General features: G+C 35.6%; 19 protein-coding genes. 5 read left to right on the top strand and 14 right to left on the bottom strand.

All coding sequences use genetic code 11. The features are described from left to right. Positions 1 to 175 precede the first annotated feature (175 nt). Positions 176 to 844: an MCP four helix bundle domain-containing protein gene (locus tag ABD692_RS07470; RefSeq protein WP_344766039.1), complete on the top strand. Its 669-nt coding sequence runs from the start codon at positions 176 to 178 to the stop codon at positions 842 to 844. A gap of 86 nt (positions 845 to 930) precedes the next feature. On the opposite strand, the gene ABD692_RS07475 is transcribed toward ABD692_RS07470, so the two are convergent. Continuing rightward, positions 931 to 1776, bottom strand: a complete 846-nt coding sequence (locus tag ABD692_RS07475; RefSeq protein WP_316761052.1) for a CvfB family protein — start codon at positions 1774 to 1776, stop codon at positions 931 to 933. A 373-nt stretch (positions 1777 to 2149) separates the two neighbouring features. Between ABD692_RS07475 and ABD692_RS07480 the strand changes: the two genes are divergently transcribed. Next, positions 2150 to 3886, top strand: a complete 1737-nt coding sequence (locus ABD692_RS07480; RefSeq protein ID WP_344766040.1) for an ABC transporter ATP-binding protein — start codon at positions 2150 to 2152, stop codon at positions 3884 to 3886. Beyond that, entirely contained in the window at positions 3870 to 5630 is a 1761-nt protein-coding gene (locus ABD692_RS07485) for an ABC transporter ATP-binding protein (protein ID WP_344766041.1), read from the top strand. The genes ABD692_RS07480 and ABD692_RS07485 overlap by 17 nt, the downstream gene beginning before the upstream one ends. Positions 5631 to 5681: 51 nt before the next feature. On the opposite strand, the gene ABD692_RS07490 is transcribed toward ABD692_RS07485, so the two are convergent. Genes ABD692_RS07490 through ABD692_RS07500 form a run of 3 tightly spaced genes read right to left on the bottom strand, consistent with a single transcriptional unit; the run spans position 5682 to position 6844 of the window. Further along, complete coding sequence (locus tag ABD692_RS07490; protein WP_344766042.1) at positions 5682 to 6050, bottom strand: DoxX family protein; 369 nt, start codon at positions 6048 to 6050, stop codon at positions 5682 to 5684. Positions 6051 to 6056: 6 nt separating this feature from the next. Then, on the bottom strand, positions 6057 to 6521 hold the full coding sequence (locus tag ABD692_RS07495) for an SRPBCC family protein (RefSeq protein WP_344766043.1): 465 nt from the start codon (positions 6519 to 6521) through the stop codon (positions 6057 to 6059). Further along, positions 6521 to 6844 (bottom strand): ArsR/SmtB family transcription factor, encoded by a 324-nt coding sequence (locus tag ABD692_RS07500; protein WP_344766044.1) that lies wholly within the window; start codon positions 6842 to 6844, stop codon positions 6521 to 6523. Before ABD692_RS07500 ends, ABD692_RS07495 begins: the two co-directional genes overlap by 1 nt. A 170-nt stretch (positions 6845 to 7014) precedes the next feature. On the opposite strand from ABD692_RS07500, the gene ABD692_RS07505 reads away from it, so the two are divergent. Continuing rightward, a complete protein-coding gene (locus tag ABD692_RS07505) occupies positions 7015 to 7902 on the top strand; it encodes an SMP-30/gluconolactonase/LRE family protein (RefSeq protein ID WP_344766045.1) in 888 nt (295 codons plus the stop codon). Positions 7903 to 7963: 61 nt separating this feature from the next. Here the strand turns inward: ABD692_RS07505 and ABD692_RS07510 are convergent, their stop codons facing one another. Beyond that, a complete protein-coding gene (locus tag ABD692_RS07510) occupies positions 7964 to 8251 on the bottom strand; it encodes a putative quinol monooxygenase (protein WP_344766046.1) in 288 nt (95 codons plus the stop codon). Then, positions 8223 to 8855, bottom strand: a complete 633-nt coding sequence (locus tag ABD692_RS07515; protein ID WP_344766047.1) for an NAD(P)H-dependent oxidoreductase — start codon at positions 8853 to 8855, stop codon at positions 8223 to 8225. Before ABD692_RS07515 ends, ABD692_RS07510 begins: the two co-directional genes overlap by 29 nt. 97 nt (positions 8856 to 8952) lie before the next feature. On the opposite strand from ABD692_RS07515, the gene ABD692_RS07520 reads away from it, so the two are divergent. Next, entirely contained in the window at positions 8953 to 9849 is an 897-nt protein-coding gene (locus ABD692_RS07520; protein ID WP_344766048.1) for a LysR family transcriptional regulator, read from the top strand. A gap of 165 nt (positions 9850 to 10014) precedes the next feature. On the opposite strand, the gene ABD692_RS07525 is transcribed toward ABD692_RS07520, so the two are convergent. The 8 genes from ABD692_RS07525 to ABD692_RS07560 all read right to left on the bottom strand — a co-directional run bounded on the left by ABD692_RS07525 (position 10015) and on the right by ABD692_RS07560 (position 22190). Continuing rightward, entirely contained in the window at positions 10015 to 11655 is a 1641-nt protein-coding gene (locus ABD692_RS07525; RefSeq protein ID WP_344766049.1) for a TldD/PmbA family protein, read from the bottom strand. A gap of 263 nt (positions 11656 to 11918) precedes the next feature. After that, positions 11919 to 13235 carry a TldD/PmbA family protein gene (locus tag ABD692_RS07530; protein WP_316761079.1) on the bottom strand — a complete coding sequence of 439 codons (1317 nt, stop codon included), beginning with the start codon at positions 13233 to 13235 and terminating at the stop codon, positions 11919 to 11921. A gap of 2 nt (positions 13236 to 13237) precedes the next feature. Further along, the gene (locus tag ABD692_RS07535) at positions 13238 to 14872 is read right to left on the bottom strand and encodes a TldD/PmbA family protein (RefSeq protein WP_316761082.1); all 1635 of its coding nucleotides are present in this window, start codon (positions 14870 to 14872) and stop codon (positions 13238 to 13240) included. Positions 14873 to 14961: 89 nt separating this feature from the next. After that, positions 14962 to 16758: a hypothetical protein gene (locus ABD692_RS07540; protein WP_344766050.1), complete on the bottom strand. Its 1797-nt coding sequence runs from the start codon at positions 16756 to 16758 to the stop codon at positions 14962 to 14964. 2 nt (positions 16759 to 16760) lie between these two features. Then, positions 16761 to 18893 carry a DUF4175 family protein gene (locus tag ABD692_RS07545; protein WP_344766051.1) on the bottom strand — a complete coding sequence of 711 codons (2133 nt, stop codon included), beginning with the start codon at positions 18891 to 18893 and terminating at the stop codon, positions 16761 to 16763. Beyond that, positions 18880 to 20253, bottom strand: coding sequence for a BatA domain-containing protein (locus ABD692_RS07550; protein ID WP_344766052.1), 1374 nt, complete (start codon positions 20251 to 20253; stop codon positions 18880 to 18882). Before ABD692_RS07550 ends, ABD692_RS07545 begins: the two co-directional genes overlap by 14 nt. Positions 20254 to 20256: 3 nt before the next feature. Next, entirely contained in the window at positions 20257 to 21144 is an 888-nt protein-coding gene (locus tag ABD692_RS07555) for a DUF58 domain-containing protein (RefSeq protein ID WP_344766053.1), read from the bottom strand. Further along, complete coding sequence (locus ABD692_RS07560; RefSeq protein WP_344766054.1) at positions 21144 to 22190, bottom strand: AAA family ATPase; 1047 nt, start codon at positions 22188 to 22190, stop codon at positions 21144 to 21146. Before ABD692_RS07560 ends, ABD692_RS07555 begins: the two co-directional genes overlap by 1 nt. Positions 22191 to 22270 lie beyond the last annotated feature (80 nt).

Below are 22270 nucleotides of genomic sequence, written 5' to 3' on the forward strand. Positions count from 1 at the left end.
CAAGCAGGCAGAGAAATTATTTTAGATGTTCGTTTTGAATTAGAATTTTACCATCTAAGGTTTGTAAGGACATCTTAGTTTGTGTTTTTAAATTTTTTATAGGGTAACAATATTAGGATATCGAACATATTTTTTAAATATTCTAACTACATTTTAGAAATAACCAAATCATACTATGAAATTCGCATTTAGTCTTAAAAACAAATTAAAAATAGCTTTTCTGCTTTTTTGCATCATGTGTTGTACTTTACTTATTCGTTTTTTAGAAGATAAAAGTGTTAAGAAAATAAATGAATCGTTTATTTCTATGTATAATGATCGCTTAGTGCCTGCTACAGATTTATACTTTATTGCCGAAAATTTGTACCATAAAAGTGCCATTCTTCAAGATGCTTTGGCCGAAAATGCAGTTCATCAATCTGTTAATATTTCAAAAATTAATAAGCACAACCGCACTATAGATTCGGTAATTAATAAATTCGAATTAACCTTTTTAGTAAAACAAGAAAAGGGTTTTTTAAAAGATTTAAAAGAAGCACTTTCTGCTCAACAAGAAATCGAAAATAGAATTCTGAACCTGGCAATTGCCGATGGTAAAAAAGTTTATGAAGCGATTGGTAGAAATGCAGCTGGTAAAACTTTAGATAAGCTATCTGCATTGATAAAAATTCAATCGAATGTTGGGGATGAATTGATTAAAGATTCTAAAATCTTTGTCTCTGGAACCAAAATTTACTCAACCTTTCAGGGGATTTTAGCAATTATAATCGGAATTATGATCGTTTCTATTGTTTCTGCATCAAATGCAGTTAAAATTCAGAACGATAAATTCAATTTGAATTAAAATTAACCACAGATTTTGACAGATAAACACGGAAGATTTTCTATAGATCCGTGTTCATCATTTTGATCTGTGGTTAAAATATTCTATTACTCGGCGTCTTCGTCGGTTAGTAACCTAATCGAATCATCAGAAAGAACAATTAAACGCTCTTTGTATAACGAACCTATTGTTTTTTTAAATGCGCTTTTACTAATCTGAAAACGGTGATAAATTTCTTCAGGAGAGCTTTTATCGCCTAGTTCAATTACACCGCCGCTCTTTTTCAACTCGGCCAACATCATTTCTTTCGAATCTAAAATGTGTCCGTAACCGCTTGGTTGTAATGTCAAATCTATTTTGCCCTCTACACGGATTTTTTTAATCCAGCCTTTACGTTGGTCGCCAATTTGAATGTTATCAAAAACCTCGTTGTGGTACAGCAAACCAATATAAGTATTGTTAATAATCGCATTGAAACCCAAATCGGTTTCTTCAGTTATCAATAAACTCACTTCATCGCCTTCTTCAAAATCGAAGTCTTCTTCCTCAACAAAATCGTACAATTTCGACGAAGCTAATAATCGATCGCTATTTTCATCTAAATACAAGTAAACCACATATTTGTAGCCTTTTTGCATTGGTCTTTTTTGTTCTTTTGTAGGCACGTAAACATCTTTATCGATCCCTAAATCCATAAAAATACCATCGTCACCATCCGAAACAACTTTTAAGAAAGCAAAATCGCCAACCTCTGCATAAGCCTTTTGGGTTGTACCCGTTAAGCGGCCGTCTTTTTGGATGTAAACAAAAACGTTAACGTTATCGCCAATTTCAGCATTTTTGGGTACGTACTGGTAGGGTAAAACGACCAATTTATCGCCATCCGTTAAATTTAAGCCTGCTTCTGTTTTACTTAAAATCCTTAATTCGTTGTATTTTCCTATTTCAATCATAATGTGGGTCAACCATTTTCTTCAATGGTTCTTTACAAAGGTAGCAATGTTTAATTGCAATTGGTTTTTAAATCATTTGAAAAGGTGCTGCAGTATTTCATCGGGGTTTGTAGTCAGGCTGTTCGCTAAATCTTTTTTGGTATCGTTACGGGTTAAAAAATTAGCAAGTGAAACAAAAAAGGATATCGCTACCATCCTGTTTATAATCGAAAGGATTATATATAATGGCAAAAGAACCTACCATTAAAAGTATATATTGTTAGCCAAACACAATACCGTTCGTTTTGCTTTTATAAAAAATTACATGCTCATATCATACTATTCAAAATAAATCGGTTAAATTTGATATTCACAACAGCGTACATTTATTTTTATGGCAAAACCCAAAGAAGCTAAAAAACCAAGTGTTTTTAGCTTGCTTTCATCATACAGAGGCTTAATTTTTCTATTGATTTTATTTGCATTGCTAAGCAACGGTATTAATTTATTACTACCAAAAATTATTGCAAATGGAATCGATTCTTACACCAACAAAACTTTTAATCTCCATTCAATTTTAGTACAGTTTTCTGTAGCAATTGTATTGGTTTTTATTTTCACTTACTTACAAAGTATTGTTCAAACTTATGCCTCCGAACGTGTAGCAAGAGATTTAAGGACTAAACTTTCCGATCAGATTTCTCGTCAAAGCCATGCCTATGTAATTCAATCGAACCCAGCAAAACTGCTAACTAATCTTACCTCCGATGTCGATTCGATTAAAATGTTTGTTTCGCAAGCTATTGTTTCGCTTGCATCGTCCATTTTTTTAATTGTTGGCGCAAGTATTTTGCTCTTAATTATTAATTGGAAACTTGCGCTTTGTGTTATTGCAATTGTGCCCATAATAGGCGGTGCTTTTTTTCTGGTATTAAAAAAAGTCAGGGTTCTTTTTATCAAAAGTCGCGAAGTTATCGATTGGTTAAATAAGGTGATTAGCGAGAGTATTTTAGGCTCCGCTTTAATTCGGGTAATCAATTCTCAACAACTAGAATATAACAAATTCTTAGATGCAAATGCGAAGGCAAGAGATTTAGGCCTTTCAATTTTAAGACTTTTTGCAGGTTTAATCCCGATTATTGTATTCGTTGCAAACCTTTCTGGCTTATGTATTTTGGTTTTAGGCGGTCATTTTGTAATTACCAACTCAATGTCTTTAGGAGAGTTTACAGCTTTTAGCAGTTACTTAACCATGATTATTTTCCCGATTTTAGTAATCGGTTTTATGAGTAATGTAATTGCTCAGGCTACTGCATCTTTTCAAAGAATAGAAAGCGTACTAAATGCGCCCGAAATTAAACACCCAGGAACATCTGCTAATGAATTGATTGGTAACGTAGAGGCTAAAAATATATCGTTAAACTTCGGACAAAAACCAGTTTTAAAATCGGTTAACTTTTCTGCAAAAGCAGGCTCTAAAACAGCTATTATTGGCCCAACTGCTGCGGGCAAAACACAGCTTCTGTATGTATTAACAGGTTTAATTGCACCCAACAGTGGAGAAGTGCTTTTTGATGGACAGGAAATAAACAGCTACAATCAGGAGAATTTTCATAAGCAAGTTGGCTTTGTTTTTCAGGATAGTATAATGTTTAACATGAGCATTCGTGAAAATATTGCTTTTAGCGATACCGTAACAGATGAATCTTTAGAAAAAGCCATTCAAACGGCCGAGTTGAAGGATTTTGTAGAATCTTTACCCGATAAATTAAATACAATAGTTTCCGAGAGAGGAAATAGTCTTTCTGGCGGTCAAAAGCAAAGAATTATGCTTGCTCGGGCATTAGCTGTTAATCCGAAAATTTTATTGTTAGATGATTTTACCGCCCGCGTAGATACCAATACCGAAAAGCGTATTTTGGAAAATATTCAACAAAATTACCCCGACCTTACTTTACTTTCTGTAACTCAAAAAATAGCATCTGTAGAAAATTATGATAAAGTAATCTTGCTTATGCAAGGCGAAATCATTGCAGAGGGAACGCATCAGGAGTTGATTAAAACCAGTCCAGAATACGTTCAAATTTACAATTCACAACAGAGCACCAGCAATTATGAACTACAATCTTAACCAGCTTAGCGAAAAGCAGGAAAAGCAATCTACTTACCAGGCGCTTAAAAGATTGCTTAATCTTATATCCGCTGAGCGGAGAAACCTTTGGCTGGCTTTAATTGCAATTTTAGTTAATTCTGGCTTGCTATTATTAGGCCCCTTATTAATTGGACATACAGTTGATACCTACATTCGCACTAAGCAATTTCATGGCGTTTTAATTTTTGGCGCTATCCTTTTAGGTATGTATATGATTGCAATGGTTACAGGTTATCTGCAAACCAAATTAATGGGTGGCATTGGTCAAAGAATGCTTTACACATTGCGTAATGCAGTTTTTAATAAGCTTCAGGAGTTACCAGTTTCTTTTTTCAACCAAAATAAGGCAGGCGATTTAATTTCTAGGGTAAATAATGATACCGATAAGCTTAACCAGTTTTTCTCCCAATCGTTAATGCAATTTATCGGCAGTATAGTAACGATGGTTGGAGCAGGCTTTTTTCTGTTATCAATCAATTTTAAATTAGGTGCGGCAACACTTAGCCCAGCTGTAGTAATCGTGCTTTTTACTTTGATTTTATCACCCTGGGTGAAAAGAAGGAATGCAAAGAACTTAAAAAGTGTTGGCGGAATGAGTGCTGAGATTCAGGAAAGTCTGAATAATTTTAAAGTAATTATTGCTTTTAACCGTCGCGATTATTTTAGAAAACGCTTCGATGAAGCCAATAAAGAAAATTATAAAACAGCTATTGGCGCAGGCCTGGCAAATAATATTTTTGTACCTGTTTATGGTTTTTTAACCAGTGTAGCGCAATTAATTGTATTGCTTTATGGTATTCATTTAATTTCGATTGGTGAATTTACTATCGGGTTATTAGTGAGTTATGTAGCCTATTGTACCAGTTTTTATAATCCTTTAAGGCAGTTGGCTGCCTTGTGGACAAGTTTTCAGGTTGCAATGGCGGGCTGGGATCGAATTTCCCAAATTTTACTGCTCGATACAAACTTAACTCAGGTTGAAGATCAGCAAACCGAAAAATCTGATGCTTTGCTGGAATTTAGAAATGTTCACTTCTCTTACGATGATTCTAAAGAAATTCTGCACAACATTAACCTGCGATTTGAGAAAGGGAAAACCTATGCTTTAATTGGTCCTACAGGTGGTGGAAAAACCACAACTGCATCTTTAATATCTCGTTTATATGATGCTACAAAGGGAACTGTTCTGTTAAATGGTAAAGATATTAGATCTTTTTCTGCAGAAGAGCGAACCCGAAAAATTGGATTTATTTTGCAGGAGCCATTTTTATTTACAGGAACGGTTAAAGACAATATTCTTTACGGCAACAGCCGATATAAAGATGCAAGCAATGATGAATTGAAAAAAATTATTCAGGATGCTAATCTCGATGCGCTTCTAGCCATTTTTGATGAAGGCCTGGATACTCAAATTACCTCTGGCTCTGATAATATCAGTTTGGGGCAAAAACAGTTAATTGCCTTTATGCGTGCCGTGCTTAGAAATCCTGAATTATTGATTTTGGATGAAGCGACTGCAAATATTGATACCATCACCGAGCAGTTATTAAGCAGTATTTTAAACAAATTATCTAAAGAAACAACTTTGGTAATTATTGCTCACCGTTTAAATACCATCGAAAATGCAGATGAAATTTATTTTGTAAACGAAGGAGAAGTACAAAAAGCTGGAACACTCAACGATGCGCTAAGTATGTTGTTAAAAGGAAAGCGGGTAAGTTAAATCGGAACTAACTACCCACTTTTTATGCTAAGAAAAGCTACTTTTTCAGCTTTAACTTAATTTTCTTGAAGCGGGTCTTAAGTACCAGGAAAAAATAGCTAAACTCGCAATTACTAATGGTACTATGATATGAAACGGAGAATCATTTACAGCTAAATGCGATGCAGATGCACCCGTCATAACAAAGAACACCCCAGCATAAGCCCACTCTTTCAATAGTGGAAATTTAGGTACCAATATTGCAATAATGGCTAGTACTTTCCATAATCCAATTATCGAAATAAAATAAGTAGGATAACCTAGAGTCTTAAAGCCGTCAACAACTTCTTTTATCTGAAAGATTTGTCCAATACCTCCAAGCATACAAAAACAGAGTAAGCCCGTTGTAATCCAGTAAAAAATGTTTTTTTTGTTTTTCATTAGTGATTATTTTAATTTGATCAAAAATTCTTGAAGTCTGTCGTGAGCCATATTTAAACCATAAGCAAAAGGCATTTTTAATTGTTCTTGTCGGTGCTCAACCGATTTGTAGATAATTTGAATGGTTAGTTTGCTTGTTTCTTCTGTAAGTTTCTCGAAATTTAAAAATTCAAGCTGAACGCCAATGGGCATATTTAACATTTCAAATGTTCGAATAATTTGTTGATTTGGAACACATTCATGGATCGTTCCTTCTGCACTAAATACGACATTACCATTATGGCTTGTTTCGAATTGATAACTGCCATGTTTTTGGCTTTCTAGTTTAAGCACTTTTGTGCCCATCCATTGCGCTACAAACTCAGATTCTGTGTATGCTTTAAAAAGTAGTTCAACAGGTAAGTCAAATGTTCTGGTTATTGTTAAATCCTGTTTGCCTTCTTCAGCAGATATATTAGTTTTTTGTTCCATTATTTTTTTGATTGATAGTTTTTCATAACCGCTTCCAATTTATTAAATCGATTATCCCACATTTGTCTGAAAGGTTCTATAAAATCAGCAACTTCTTTCATTTTGTTCGCATTTACCTGATAGTGAATTTCTCTTCCATTCTGCTCTTTTTTTAACAGCTCGCACTCGGTAAGAATTTGTAAATGTTTGGAAACTGTTGGCCTTGCGGTATCAAAGTTCGAAGCAATTGCACCCGCTGTCATTGCCTGTGTGGCCACTAATAGAAGTATTGCTCTTCTGGTAGGGTCTGAAATAGCCTGAAATACATCTCGTCTAAAATTCATTATGTAGTTATTTGACTTCAAATATATGTGTAGTTATTTGACTACGCAAATTTATTTTTCATTATTTTATCTTAATCCTGATTTTATTAATCTAATACTAATCAGCACAACATTTTTACTTGCAAGGCACAGGATTAATCTGCACTTTGCGAATCCAATAAGAATTATCGATGAAAAAATATTTTTCCATTCTGCTATTTTTAGCGCTCTCTATTTCATCTTACGCACAATCTAATTATCCAATTTTTGTTCAGGATAGTTTGAAGTTAATTTCTGCTCAGTTCGAATTTACAGAAGGCGCATCAGTTGATAAAGACGGAAATGTTTTCTTTACCGATCAACCGAATGATAAAATATGGAAATACGATATTAATGGCAAACTGAGTTTATTTATGGATAAATCAGGAAGAGCCAATGGAACTTATTTTGATAAACAAGGCAACTTAATTGTTTGTGCTGATGAAAATAATCAAATCTGGTCTATCGATAAAAACAAAAAAGTAAAAGTTCTTTTTTCTGATTATGAAGGTAAAAAGGTAAACGGCCCTAACGATATTTGGTTAGATACAAAAGGGGGGATTTACTTCACAGACCCATATTATCAACGCGATTACTGGACGAGAAAAACATCAGAAATGGATGGGGAAAAGGTTTATTACCTTCCAAAAGGAAAGAAAAATGCCATGCTTGTTGCTGATGGACTTGTTAGGCCAAATGGTATTGTTGGTACGCCTGATGGTAAATTTCTGTACGTTGCAGATCGGATTGCCGATGTTACTTACAAATATCAAATTAACAGTAATGGTTTATTGAGTAATCGTCAGCTTGTTTTAAAACAAGGCTCGGATGGAATGACATTAGATAGTAATGGAAATATCTATATAACGGGCAAAGGTGTAGATATTTACAATCCAAATGGCGAAAAGATTGGACATATTAACGTGCCCGAAAACTGGTGTGGTAATATTTGCTTTGGAGGCAAAAATAAAGATGTTTTATTTATAACGGCTTCAAAATCACTTTATAGCATAAAGACCAACGCAAAAGGAGTAGAGTAATTGTTCAGGCCGGGTAAATCTGCGATATAATTCGGCAAACCCCGCCTGAACAATTAATTTTTTAACTGATTTTATTGCATTTATAGATGATTACTTCATCAATTATTGCTTTTGATTCCGTTTGAAAAGCCTTTAAATAAGGTTGATTGTTATGCAAATCTAAGCCCTCTTGATTCGCCCATATTTCATTGAAGATAAATATGTTTTTATCTTCTAATGATTGATGTAAATCGTATTGCAGGCAAGCTTGTTCTTTCCTCGAATTGATTACCATTTCTTGAAGAACATTTTTAAGCACATCTGCCTGACCAGGTTTGGCTTTAATTATAGCTGTTAAGTACACTTTCATTTTCAATTTGATTTTGGATAAATAGTCTGTTTAAATGTTGATTGTAATTTTTTAAATCCTGAAGAATAAATTCATTCTTCATTACATCATGAAAATGGATACTTTCCAAAGGTTTCATTCCTGTAAAGGCATTCATTCTATGAAAACCAAACATTGGGCCTTCATCTACCGAATGCTCGTTGAAAAATTCTCCAGGCAGGGTAAAAGCTTCTTTTGGTGCATTCCACGAAGTGGTTAGCATATAATGTTTTCCATGCAACATTCCTCCGGTACCATAATTAATTGCTGGGTTTGCAGCCGTACGACCATCACTGTGGTAAATGCCTGTTTTATGTCCTTGGGTAAAAACAGTATCTATGTATTGTTTAAAACCATGTGGCACCTGAAACCACCAAACAGGAGTATGGTAAATTACTACATCAGCCCATTTGTATTTTTCCACCTCTTCTTCCAGATTATATGGTTGGTTAATATCTGTTGATTTAACTTCAAAGTCTGGGTTATTTTCAAAAAAAGTTATCGTAGCTTCTAATAATGATTTATTAAACTGACCGCCAGAGTGCCCAAAAACCTGCCCTCCGTTTATTACAAATATATTTTTCATTTTATTTTCTTTTTAACTGCGCAAAAATACCTGCTATATATCTACTATTAAAATAATATAAATTATACATTTGTATCATAATTATGATGTGTTGACTATGGTAAATTTAGAATGGTTCAGAACTTTTAAAGCAATTTACGAAACGGGTTCTTTAACAGCAGCGGCTGAAAGTCTCTTTATATCTCAACCTGGGGTAAGTTTGCATTTGAGCTCGTTAGAAAGCTACGTAGGCTATAAATTGTTCGATCGGGCATCCAGAAAAATGATTTCTACTGAAAGAGGGAAGATTCTTTATAACTACGTTCAGGAAGCGATTTGTAAATTGGAAGACGCTGAAAAGCACTTTCATAAAACAACAGAAAAGGATGTTCCTACGATAAGTATTGGTATGTGTTTCGAAACTTTTCAGTTTACACTCGAATCGTATTTGCCCACTTTACCTTTTAATGTAATAATCAAATTTGGCGAATACCCACAAATGTTAGCCGATTTAGATAGCGGCATTTTAGATTTAATTATTACACCACAAAAAGGCGATTATAAAAATTTGCTTTATAAGCCCTTTTTTAAGGAGAAAATTGTAGTTGTTGCCGGTTCTGATACAGAAACTAAAGAATTTCAAAAGTTAATTAAAGCTAAAAACCTTCCAGATATTCAAACCTGGTTAAAAAAACAAACCTGGTATGGTACAGCTGGAGACATGGAGCATTTACGCAGATTCTGGCATATTAATTTTGGTATAAGACCTGATTTTAAACCCAACTACATAGTGCCAAATATGAGTTCGATTTTGCGTTGCTTAAGTGGAGGAACAGGTATTGCGGTAATTCCCGATTTTTTATCTAAAAAAGAATTAGATTCTGGGCACGTTAGTATATTATGGGATGGTTTCAACAAAATCGAAAATACATTGTATTTTGGAACACGCAAGAAATCAATTTATGAAGAGCAAATAAAAATTGTGCAGGAAATTTTTGAGAAAGAGATGGTGTAAATTTCTTTTCAGTATAAACATAGCCAAAAACTTTGGAAGTCAATGTTTACTAAAGCGGTTCCTGTGCTGCATTGGTCATTCTGAGCGGAGTCGAAGAGTTTCTAAGTTTGGAGAAATAAACATGTGTCCTTCTGCTACGCTCAGGCTCACATGTTTATTTTTTTATTAACTTAATCTTCTTCCTGTATTGATTACGTTTACGCCATTAAAACGGGTAGTTGGACTACCATGAGAAACTGCACTCGCTTGTCCTGGTTGGCCTTTTCCATCAGAAAAAGTTCCACCTAAACGATAATCGTTTTTATCGCAACGCTGAACGCAAGAATTCCAGAATTCCTGGGTGTTAGCTTGGTACGCTGCATCTTTTAGCATACCCACAATTTTGCCTTCTTTAATTTCGTAAGCCAATTGTGCACTGAATTGGAAATTGTAACGCTGTTGATCGATAGAGTAGGAGTTCCTGCCAAACATATAAATTCCGTTCTCTACATTTTTAACCATATCTGCAGCGCTTAAAGCCGCATTTCCTGGCGCCAGAGAAACATTTGGCATTCTTTGAAACTGGATACTATCCCAGCTATCTGCATAACAGCAACCTTGAGATTCTTTTAAGCCTAAAATATGAGCCTGATCGCGGATGGTTTGATAATTAACTAAAATTCCATCTTTAATAATATCCCAGTTGCCACATTTAACGCCTTCATCATCGTAACCTACAGCACCCAAAGAACCAGCTTCGGTTTTATCTGCCAGTATGTTAACCTCTTTACTGCCAAAATTGAATTTCTTAGATTCCCATTTATCAAGTGTTAAAAAACTTGTACCTGCATAATTTGCTTCGTAGCCCAAAACACGATCTAATTCTGTAGGATGGCCAACAGATTCGTGAATGGTTAAGAATAGGTGAGAAGGATCTAAGACTAAATCATACTTACCTGGAGCAACTGGCTTGGCTTTCAGTTTTTCATCAACATGAACGGCAGCTTCGCGTACATCTTCCAAAATATCGTAACGCTTTTTGTACATTGTTACTGGGCCACCTTTTATTTTTTCTTCATCTTTCGGTTTTAAGTATTCAAAACCCATTCCCATTGGTGCACTTAGCGCATTCCTGGTTTCAAATTTTCCACTTGCAGCATCTGTTTTAGTCAAAGTGAACGTAGGCCAGATTCTATGAATATCCTGATCGATATACGAACCATCAGTCGAAGCAAAATACTTCTGCTCATTTATCATAAACAAATTCGAGCTGATAAACTTTGCACCACCTTTCAGGGCTTCACTATTCACATTTAAAAGTAAATCAACCTTGTCTTTAATGGGCACTTCAAAGGCATTAATCTCTACTGGTGTTTTCCAGGCTACTTCACCAAAACCTTTCTGAGCCGCTAATTGAACAGGTTCTTCCATTAATTTAGAATTTCCTTTTGCAATGGCTACGGCAGCTTCGGCGGCTTTTGCAATGCTGGCGTTATCCATATTGTTCGTGGCCGCAAAACCCCAGGCTCCATTTGCAATAACACGAACACCTAATCCATAAGATTCAGCATTGGAAATGTTTTCGACCCTTGTTTCTCTGGTGGCTACCACTTGATTTAAATACCTACCAATGCGAACATCTGCATAAGTTGCACCCTTACTTTTTGCCGCATTCAATGCAACATCAGCCATTTTTTTCTTCAGGGCAACATCTACAGGTGTTAAAGATTCTTCAACTGAAATAATTTTGCCAAAGGCAGATAGGTTCGGAAGCATAGTTGTACCCACTCCAACACCAGTCATATATAAAAAATCTCGTCTTCTCAATTTGTGTAATTAATTATCAATGTTATTCCTTAATCTATGTTTCCACAGATCATTGTTTTAATATAGTTCCAGTTTTTGGGACAATAATCTCATTAACTTAAGCAGAAAACGAAAAAATACTGTCATTCTGAGCATAGTCAAAGAACATGTATTTTTCCGTTTTCGATCATAGAAAGTCTTCGACTCCGCTCAGACTGATATCAATTTTCCTAAGTTTATTCAACTATTAGATTTTCATTCCATTGCATTTCAGTCGAGATGAATTAAATAGCGTCTGATAATGATGTAAAAGTAAAGTCACGGATTTTCATTGGAGGAATCATACCTGTACCTGTTCTAACTGGTTTTCCTAATGCTTCAACGTTGTTAAGCATAATTACCGGGCTTTCGTTAAACCTGAAGTTTTTAAGCGGGAATTTAATCTCGCCGTTTTCAATGTAGAAAGTACCATCACGGGTTAGTCCAGTTAGTAATAAAGTTTGTGGATCTACCGAACGGATATACCAGAAACGGGTTACTAAAATTCCCTTTTCGGTGCTCTTAATTAAGTCTTCTAAAGATTGATTTCCACCTTCCATTACAATACTGCGGCTAAATGGAATTGGCTCAACATTCTTTTGAGCAGCCCAATATCTAGAATAAGAAAGGTTTTTCACTACACCTTTTTCTACCCATTGCGTTCTTTTTACTGGTAAGCCATCGCCTGTCCAGGTAGAAGAAGGTAATTCAGGGTTCATCGGATCTGAGTAAATGTTTACGTTTTCAGAGAATAATTGTTCGCCTAAACGTGTTCCACCACCTTTTTTGCTCATAAAACTACGGCCTTCATCTGCACTTCTTGCATCAAAACCTCTAAACATATTGCCAAGCATATCGCTTGCAGCTAAAGGCTCTAAAATAACCGTGTATTTTCCTGGTTCGATGGCTTTTGCGCCTGCAGAACCATTTGCTTTACTTGCTGCAATCTTGCTTAATGCAAGCGTATCCATTTTTGCAAGGTCGTTAAAATCTTGCTCTATATAGCCAGAACCTGTTCCCTGCTTATTTCTAACCGTAACCGAGAAAGAAACGTTGGTACCTTTGTTATAGGCAAATAAACCTTTAGAGTTCATTATCGCATTAAAACTTGTGGAGTTTTCTAAGAAACCCGCTGCATCTAAACCTGCGGCTTTAGAAACGCCTAAACTTTTTCCAACCATTTCCGCTCTGGTATCAGGCGTAATTGCTGCGGTTGCTGCATTAAATGTTTTGGATTCTGCAAAAGTTTGTGGGCCTAAAAGTGGCATAAACTCTGGGTTTTCAGGTGCCAGCATGGCCAATTCTTCAGCTCTTTTTACAACTTTTTGTAATGATGCATCATCAAACTCATTTATTGTTGCCGAACCTGTTTTTTTACCGAATGTAGAGCTTACCCCTAAACTCATTACACTAATCTGTCCTGCAGTAGAAACTGCATTACGAGCATAACGAATGTTACCTCCATCAGATCCTCTTAAACTTACTTCGCAAGAATCAGCTTTTGAAAAGCCAATTACCTTCTTTAATATCGCCTGGGCTTCTTCTTTACTTAATATGGCCATAATTATATTTTTCTAGCTGTATTTATAACATTAACTCCATTAAACCTTGTAGTAGCACTACCATGAGAAACGGCACTACTTTGACTTGGTTGACCTTTTCCATCATTAAACGAACCACCTAAACGGTAATCGCTTTCATCGCAAATTGCGTTACAAGAATTCCAGAATTCTTGAGTATTTGCCTGATAAGCCACGTCGTTTAACATGCCAACAATTTTCCCTTCTTTAATTTCGTAGAAAATTTGTCCGCCGAATTGAAAATTGTAACGTTGCTGATCGATAGAGAAACTTCCATCACCGATTATATAAATGCCCTTTTCAACATTTTTAATCATATCATCAACGCTCAGTTTTTCTTTTCCAGCCTGCAATGAAACATTTGGCATACGCTGGAACTGAACATCATCCCATCCTTGAGCGTAGCAACATCCGTTTGATTCGGTTAAGCCAATAATGTGCGCCTGATCCCGAATGGCCTGATAACTCACCAAAGTACCATCTTTAATCAAATCCCATTTTTTACATTTAACACCTTCATCATCATAACCTACTGCACCTAAAGAGCCAACCTGAGTTTTATCGGCAACAATGTTTACCTTATCACTTCCGAATTTGAATTTTTTCGATTCCCATTTATCCAGCGTTAAGAAACTTGTACCCGCATAATTAGCTTCGTAACCCAATACACGGTCTAGTTCTGTCGGGTGACCAACAGATTCGTGGATGGTTAACCATAGGTGAGAAGGATCTAATACTAAATCATATTTCCCTGGCTCAACAGATTTTGCTTTTATTTTTTCAGTTGCTACACGAGCTGCTTCTTTAACATCTTCAAGCATATCGTAACGACCTTTGTAGCGGGTTACAATGCCCGAAACTTTGTCTTCCGGACGGGCGTGCATATACTCGTAACCTTTACCCGTTGGAGAACTAAGGGAGTTACGGGTTTTAAATTTACCCGATTCTCTATCGATTCTGGTTACGTTGAAGTTTGGATAAATACGATGCACATCCTGATCGATGTAAGAACCATCGGTAGAAGCGAAGTATTTTTGTTCGTTAACGGCAAAAATTACCGAGTTAACAAAGTTGGCGCCATTTTGCATGGCAACATCATTAACATTAAGTAACAAATCTACTTTTTCTTTTACCGGAACTTCAAATGCATTAATTTCAATAGGTGTTTTCCAGCTTACTTCGCCATAGCCTTTTTGTGGCGCGAGTTGTACGGGTTCACCGCCAATTTTAGCATTTGCTTTTGCCACAGCAACCGCTTGTTCTGCTGCTTTCGCAATTGCATCTTTAGTTACGTTGTTTGTTGCTGCAAAACCCCAGCATCCGTTAACTAAAACACGAATTCCTACACCGAATGATTCGGTATTAGCTACGCCTTGAACACGTTTTTCGCGGGTTGCCACAAATTGGTTTAGATAACGACCAATACGGATATCTGCATAGGTTGCACCTTTGGATTTTGCCGCATTAAGCGCCACATCTGCAAGTTCTTTTTTAATTTTCACATCAACTCCATCCAACGCCTGTAAGGGGTCTATGGGAGTTCCGAATGCGGAGAGGTTGGGTAGCATTAAAGCGCCCATACCCATTCCAGACAAATAGAGGAAATCTTTTCTTTTCAATTGGTTCAGTTTAGGTGGTTTACGATTACAAGATAGCCAATTGTGTACTTAATTGGTAAATTTGATTATAACATTTTAGTTTCAATCCGTTATTTGCCTTTTACAATACGCGATTCGTACCATAAAAAACTTGCAGCTAATAAAAAACCAGCAAAAAACCACCACTTAGATATTTCATTTAGAATAATTTGGTCTGTTATTGCAATTTTATTATTCCTGCGACTGGTGTTTTCTATAAACTGCTGCATTAAATCTGTTTTAGCTTGATTTTTGAGCAATTGCCAATCTTCTTTTTTATAAACATAGAATGATTGATTAACTTGATTGATGTAAAGATTATTCCAGCCTTCATTTTGCGGCCACGAAACGGCATCCCATTGAAACGGTAATTCTATATTTTGCCTAGGGCTCAGTTTTATATCATTAATCATTATCGAAGGTGTTTTTCCACCCTCCTTAAAATCTGCTATAAATCTTATTTTTTGATTGAGAACAGGAAATTGAGGTATGATTTCTACCGTTTGAATCTCTGCTTTTTTACGGGCTGTTTTCGATATAAGGGAAGCCCAATAACTGGCATAATCTGCTTGGTTGCCTGATAAAAGCCAGTTGTAAGTTGCAGATAGTGATGAAATTATAATTTTGCCTGAACCATTAATTCTGCTACTTACCAAAATTTTATTGGTGTTGTCGGTTATCAATGGTTCATCGGTAGTGCTTGCTTTTAAAAATAATGTTTGCTCAAAAGGTAATTTAGTGAGTTTAAAATCTTCATTTTTAATATTCAAGCTAAGCGTTTTTTCTTTGGGAGGGGGCGTTTCGTAGCGACTAATTCTTCCGCTTAATGCGGTTGCAGATTTTGAATTTGAAATTCTGATGAGTAAACCCATTCCATTATTAACCGCCTGATCGATAGATGCACGTTCTTCAACACTAATGGATGCTAATTCTTCTTCATCGATTATTAAAACATCAAATCTTTTTAAAGCAGCGCTGTTAATTCTGTTTAGGCTTAAGCTATCCATATTCAGAAAATCAGAACTATATTTATTTTTGCTAATCTGGCTACGGAAGGCTAAAGGATATTGATTATCGAAAAGCCATTTTTTTAAAAATTTATATTCAAAATCGGGGAATGAAGCCAGGATTAACAATTTCATTGGTGTTTGATCTTCAACCAAAAACGGAACAGGTTCCTTAGAAATTGTATCGTTTCCCTGTAAAGTAATTAATTGATAAACCGCTTTTCCATTTTGTTTTGGCTTGTTTTTAAACGAAAATGGGACAGTTGATTGTGGGTTTATGATAAGAGAATCAATTGAAAAACCTAATCCCTTAAGCAAAAGTTTAACTGATTTATTGCCTGCGTTTTGGTAGGTTCCCTGAACCAGCAAATCGTTTGTTGCCTTTAGTTTTGCTTGCCAGTTAACCGAAATTATGCCTGTTGATTTTGGCGATGGATGAAAGGAAATTTCGTGCCCAGCAGCATCTTGTAATTCAGAATCGGTTAAACCATAGCCATAAATATTAAGTTTTTGAAAGGTTGGATTGGCCTTTAAAAAATAGGAAAGGTCTGCAACTGGTACGGCCTTGATATTTTTTAATTCAGCTGTACTTGCTGAACCTAAAATGTACTTCTTTCCCTTTATTTTTGAAATTGAATCTGGGTTTGTTCCATTAGTTAATAATACGACTTCATTTGCATTTTGCTGTAAATGAGTTTCGTATTTAATGGGTACGATTAATAATGTAAAACAGGCAATTGCAATTACTGATGCTAAAATTCTCCAGAATAATCGAGATTTGTCGGCTCTGGTAATTTCTTTAAACAAGCAAAATGCAAGTAAAATTAAGCAAACAAGAATAGCGATGTATTTAAATTCCATATCTATTTTCCTGTTTTATTTAAGTTGTTAAAGTAATTTTGATATAAAGAGGCAGCTGGTTTCGAACTTTGCGACAGCGGTTTTTGAAATTCTAATTTTAGCATTTTTTGTATTGCTAATTGTGCTACATCAATATCTTTAACTACGAGTTTATTGCTAATCGATAATTTTCTTAAACTGGTTAGTGCCGATAAATAAGTTGCTGGATGATCGGCTGCCGAACCAATCATGTATTTTTCAGTTTCACTCAATAAAAATTTATCTTCAGTGGTAAATTTCTTGCCTTCTTTTCTACTTTCTAAAAGTGCTAGGGTGTTTTTTAAATGGGCATTTCTTAATTCTTTCTGCTCGAAATTCATCTTTTGAACAGGCTGTGTAATTTTATCCAGCTCACCACTCAAACGTTTCTCAGGTTTTAGCGCAGCCGTTTTTACCGTTGTTTTGGCTACATAAGCTCTTGATTTTTGTTGCAAATCTTTAAGCAAACGCAATGCTTTATATTCATAGGGCAAAGCTTCCTGCGGTTTATATGTCCTTAAGCGTAATTCAGAATTCCACATTTCTGTTAAAACTGCTTTTAACTGGGCTTTCATTTCTGGCTCAAAGAAAGTTGCATCTTCAGCAATGTCGTGCTTATGCGCATATTTATCCATGATGGCCGTTACATCGCCAAATTTCTCTTCGGTTTGCTTATGGTCGCCATGTTCATCGTGATCATCATGATCGCCACCAATCTCTGTTTCATTTTCTTCGCCTAAGAACTGCCCATACCTTAATCTCAACAGTTTCTGGTCAATTCCAAGGTTATTGCTGCGGTTTTTGAAGGCATCGGCTGGAATGGTACTTTGTTCTTTCAATAATTTTTCGGTATCGATAATAATCTGCCTTTGACTCCTGAAATATTCTGGAACCAGATTTACGCCATTTGTCATGCCCACTAAACTCATCAATTCAGTTGTATCTACAATCGAAACAAAATAAACATCAGAGCGGCTCGATTGACCATGATTATCCATCGCCTTGATGAAAAAATACAACTCATCACCAGGTTTCATGCCCAGGCTTTTCAAATCGATTTGTTTGGTTAAGGATATGCTTTTACGATTTCCAAAATTGGTGTCGAAAGTTAATTTTTTCTCCGTAAAACTTATGCCTTCACCTTTTCCACTTGCCATCGTTGCAGATATAAAAGCATCATTTATGCCGTAATCATCATTTAATGTTGCATTTAAAGTAAATTTTTGTGGCTGACCAATGTCTATTGTTGTACGCTGTTTGGGCTGCGTAATTTTGATATTGACAGGCAAGTCGGGGATAACCTCTATTTGATATAAATCTGATTTTTTGCCATCTAATTCCAGTTGGTAAAAACCAGCTTTATCAATTGTTTTAGTATAAGAAAAGCCAGTTGAAGCCGAACTATTAGGTTTTAATGTGTTTATTTCTTTATCGTTAAATATGATTTTAAGTTTTCTTATGGCAACATTGGTTTCTATTTTCCAGTTAATTTTTGCGCCAGTTTCTGCCTTAATCGAAAATTGTTTTTGTTCGCGGGTGCTTTTTCCAGTATAAGCAGGTGGAATAACTGTTGCGCTGAAATCCGAAATCTCTGGTAAAATATTTTCTTTAATTACTGGATTTAAGCGCTGCTGTTGCGTAACAGCACGAGCTTCTTCTTTTAAAGCGGGAACTTTCGTAATCCCAAAACTTAATAATACTCCAGCAGCAAGAATTGCTAAACCAAAATATAGTTTTTTTACAGGTTCTTTGGGCTGCGGCAAGGATGGTAAAAGCGTTTCAATTTTACTTCTTTGCAATTGTTGAAGCATCGAAAGCTCCGTTGGGTTCTTTAATAATAAATCGGCACTTTCTTCAAGCTCAGGATATTGGTTATTGATATATCTTGAGATATCTGAATCGGTGGTTTTCCAAATGGGATTAATAAATAAACTGATAACTAAAATTACTGGAAAAACAACGGCAAAAAGCCAGGCCGAAAGCTGGAAAATATAAATACCAAGTGCAGCTATTAAAATTGTAATAGCGAGGCTTATGGCAATTGTTCTAATTAAATAAAGTGTAATCCACTTTATTCTTAAATTATGAATCCAATTTTGTCCTTCAGCTTCTAACATAATCTGGTTTTTTTCTGAATGATAAAATACGTTCGGTAGCAAAAATTAAAAAGGCTGCAAACCAGAAAATTGTACTCAAAGGTTCATCTGTTGAAACTTTTAGCTCTTTTTCTATTTTGTTGGTTTGGATATTTTCCTTCTGATTTAAGGGCATTTTTCTCTGGTCGCTTAAGTTATTTTCGAAACCAAACTCACTAAATTTATCGTCTTTAATTATTATTGGCATTAATGCTTTAACAAAGGTTTCATTCCAAACCAATTCATTCCATTGCGGATTTAATCTGCTGTAAAAGTGAAGAATACTTAAACCATTTGTATTTTCTGCTGATAGAATGGCATTACCAAAACCATCGCTCCATATTTTATTAAATGAATGATTAGGGACGATTCGCCTGGTTAAATCAACTATTCCACTATTGGTATTGATAACAGATTTTTCTGAAACAATTTTTCCTGATGCATACTTAAAGATACTTCCGTTTTCCTTTATAGAAGCTTTAAAGTTTTGTGAGATTGATTTTTCTGAGAGCCAAAAACCGACATCAAATGATGCATTTGGCTGATTGATTTGAATTTTTCTTTTGCTAAAACTGGCAATTGCATGTATTGCCGCTTTAATGTATTTACTATCGTTGCTGCCAGCTTCTTCAAAAATGGCTACAGATATTAGAGGTGCATCGTCGCTATTTAATGCTTTATATTCAACAACTGAAGGATTAGAGTTTGCTTCGTATTTTTTGCCAGCAAATTGGGTAATCCAACTGCTTAAAGTATCGGCCTGGTTTACAGGTTTCCAAATTAATTTATAATTGGTTAATGGTAATACATTGCCAAATTGATTTAGATGCTGGCTTGCAAACAAGTAAACCGATGTACCCGCAGGAACCAAATTGTTTAGTTCTTTAAGTAAAGCAGTATGTTTTAGGGCGTTTACAGTCTGTTCTCGTTCAGAAGCTATTGTATCTTTTAAGCTCAGTAAATTAAAACCCAGATTGAAATCGTGTATTTCGTAATTGCGTTTTGTTAATGAATCGATTGTTTTACGATTATCTTTAAAAATCTGCGGAAATTTAGATTTTTCTACTAATATCCAGCCGCCTTTGTTTTTTGCATTCAGCGTTTTTTTAATGTATGGTTGCGCTAAAAGAAAAGCAATTAAAATAATTAAGAGGCAGCGTAAAATAAAGAGTAACCAATCGGTTATGCGAAAGCTTTTCGAGCTTACACGAGCACTTGCGCCTAAAAGCGAAATGCTGCCAATTTTTAGTGTTTTGCTTTCTTTAAAGTTCCACAAATGAATTATTAGTGGAATCATTAATGCTGCTAAAGCCAGTAAACCGATGGGATATAAAAACTGCACAGGCTAAATTCTTAGTTTACTTCTTTGTTTTAAAAAATCTCTCAAAGCCTGATCTAAAGGTTCATCCGTAGAAATTGTACGATAAAAAATCCTTCTGTCGAGCATTTGTACCCTTGTTTTTTCGAGGTAGGCGTTAAGGTTACTTTTATATTCTGTTCTGGCTTTTGCCTGGTCAATTTGAACGGTTTCGCCTGTTTCCAAATCCTCAAAAGTAGAGTAGCCTTTAAAATCTAAATCAAGCTCATTTCTGGAAAGTAAATGAAAAACCACAATTTCATGGCGAAGGGTATTTAACGTATCTAAAAGATGAATTATTTCATCGTCAGTTTGATATAAATCGGTAACGAAAATTAAAAGTTCACGCTTTTGGGCACCTGCAAAAAGTTCTTTATAATGTATCGGCTTAGTAAACTCACCATCTGGATTTATATTTTCCAACTGATAAAATAACCTTGCCAAATGTTGATAATCCTGTTTGGGCGTCATCGAAAAAATGCCCGAATTTTTGAGCACATACAAACCAATGGCATCACCTTGTAAATTTGCCAGATAAGCCAGTGATGCGCCTAAATACCTGGCGTATTCAATTTTAGTGAAATCGCCATCGCTGTGGTTCATAGATGCACTGGCATCCATTAAAATCCGAACGGATATATTGGTTTCTACTTCCGATTCGCGGATGTAGTACCGATCGGAACGGGCAAACATCTTCCAGTCTAAAGACCGCAAGTCATCGCCAGGCTGGTAGCTTCTATATTGACTAAACTCTAAGCCAGCGCCCTTAACCGTACTTTTATTAATGCCGCTCATAAAGCCATCTATCGTCATTTTGGCCGATAAATTCAGTTCTTTAATTGCCATCAATACTTTCGGATCGAGCAGTTTACTCATTAAATGTTAGCTTTTGGTTTTGATATTGCCTTAATCAATTCATCTGTTACTTTATCTGAAGAAACATCTTCCGCTTCGGCTTTAAAATTCATTAAAACCCTGTGGCGAAGTACTGGATAAGCCATTGTCTGTAAATCTTCTAAAATAACAGCATACCTGCCTTTAAATAATGCCCTGGCTTTTGCAGTAAGAATTAACGCTTGTCCTGCCCGTGGGCCAGCACCCCAGCGCACCCATTCTTTAACAAATGGTACTATTGTGGTATCTGGTCTGGTTGCACGAATCATTTCACTCACGTAAGTGATTAAATCATCGCTAATGCTTACTTCGCGGGTTATCGATTGTAGTTCCTTAATTTCTTCAGCTCCAATAATAGGGTTAATGGTTGCCTTTGTAGCGCCAGTTGTACTGCTTAAAATTCTTGATTCTTCGGCAGCTGTTGGGTAACCGATTTTAATGTATAATAAGAAGCGATCGAGTTGTGCTTCGGGCAGGGGATAAGTTCCAGCTTGTTCTATTGGATTTTGTGTAGCCAGAATAAAAAATGGTCTGTCTAAAGGATAAGTTTGTCCGCCATAAGTAACTTCAAACTCCTGCATGGCTTCTAAAAGTGCCGATTGTGTTTTCGGAGGTGTTCGGTTTACTTCATCAGCCAAAACGATATTAGCAAATAACGGGCCTTTGTTAAACTTAAAGAAACGTTTGCCTGTTACATGGTCTTCTTCCAGAATTTCTGTTCCAACAATATCAGTAGGCATTAAATCGGGTGTAAACTGAATTCTTCTAAAAGATAAATCTAATGCTTGCGACATGGTTTTAACCATTAAGGTTTTAGCTAAACCAGGTACGCCTTCTAAAAGACAGTGTCCGCCAGCCATCAAAGCAATTAACATTTCCTCGATTATTACATCCTGCCCAACAATTACTTTTTGTATTTCGCTTTTTAATTGGGAAATCTTGCTGATCAATATTTTTAAGTTAGTTTCTGAACGCTCCAAAACGATTTTTTTTAGTTTGAATGAATATTGTGCCTCAATATAGTGCATTATGGCATATATCTTTAGGCTTATTGGAAAGAATATCAAAAAATTTACAAGATTATCTTATTAAAAACCCGAATTAATAA

Origin of the sequence: Pedobacter ginsengiterrae (genome assembly GCF_039537385.1) — a bacterium.
GTDB classification, from domain to species: Bacteria; Bacteroidota; Bacteroidia; order Sphingobacteriales; family Sphingobacteriaceae; genus Pedobacter; species Pedobacter ginsengiterrae.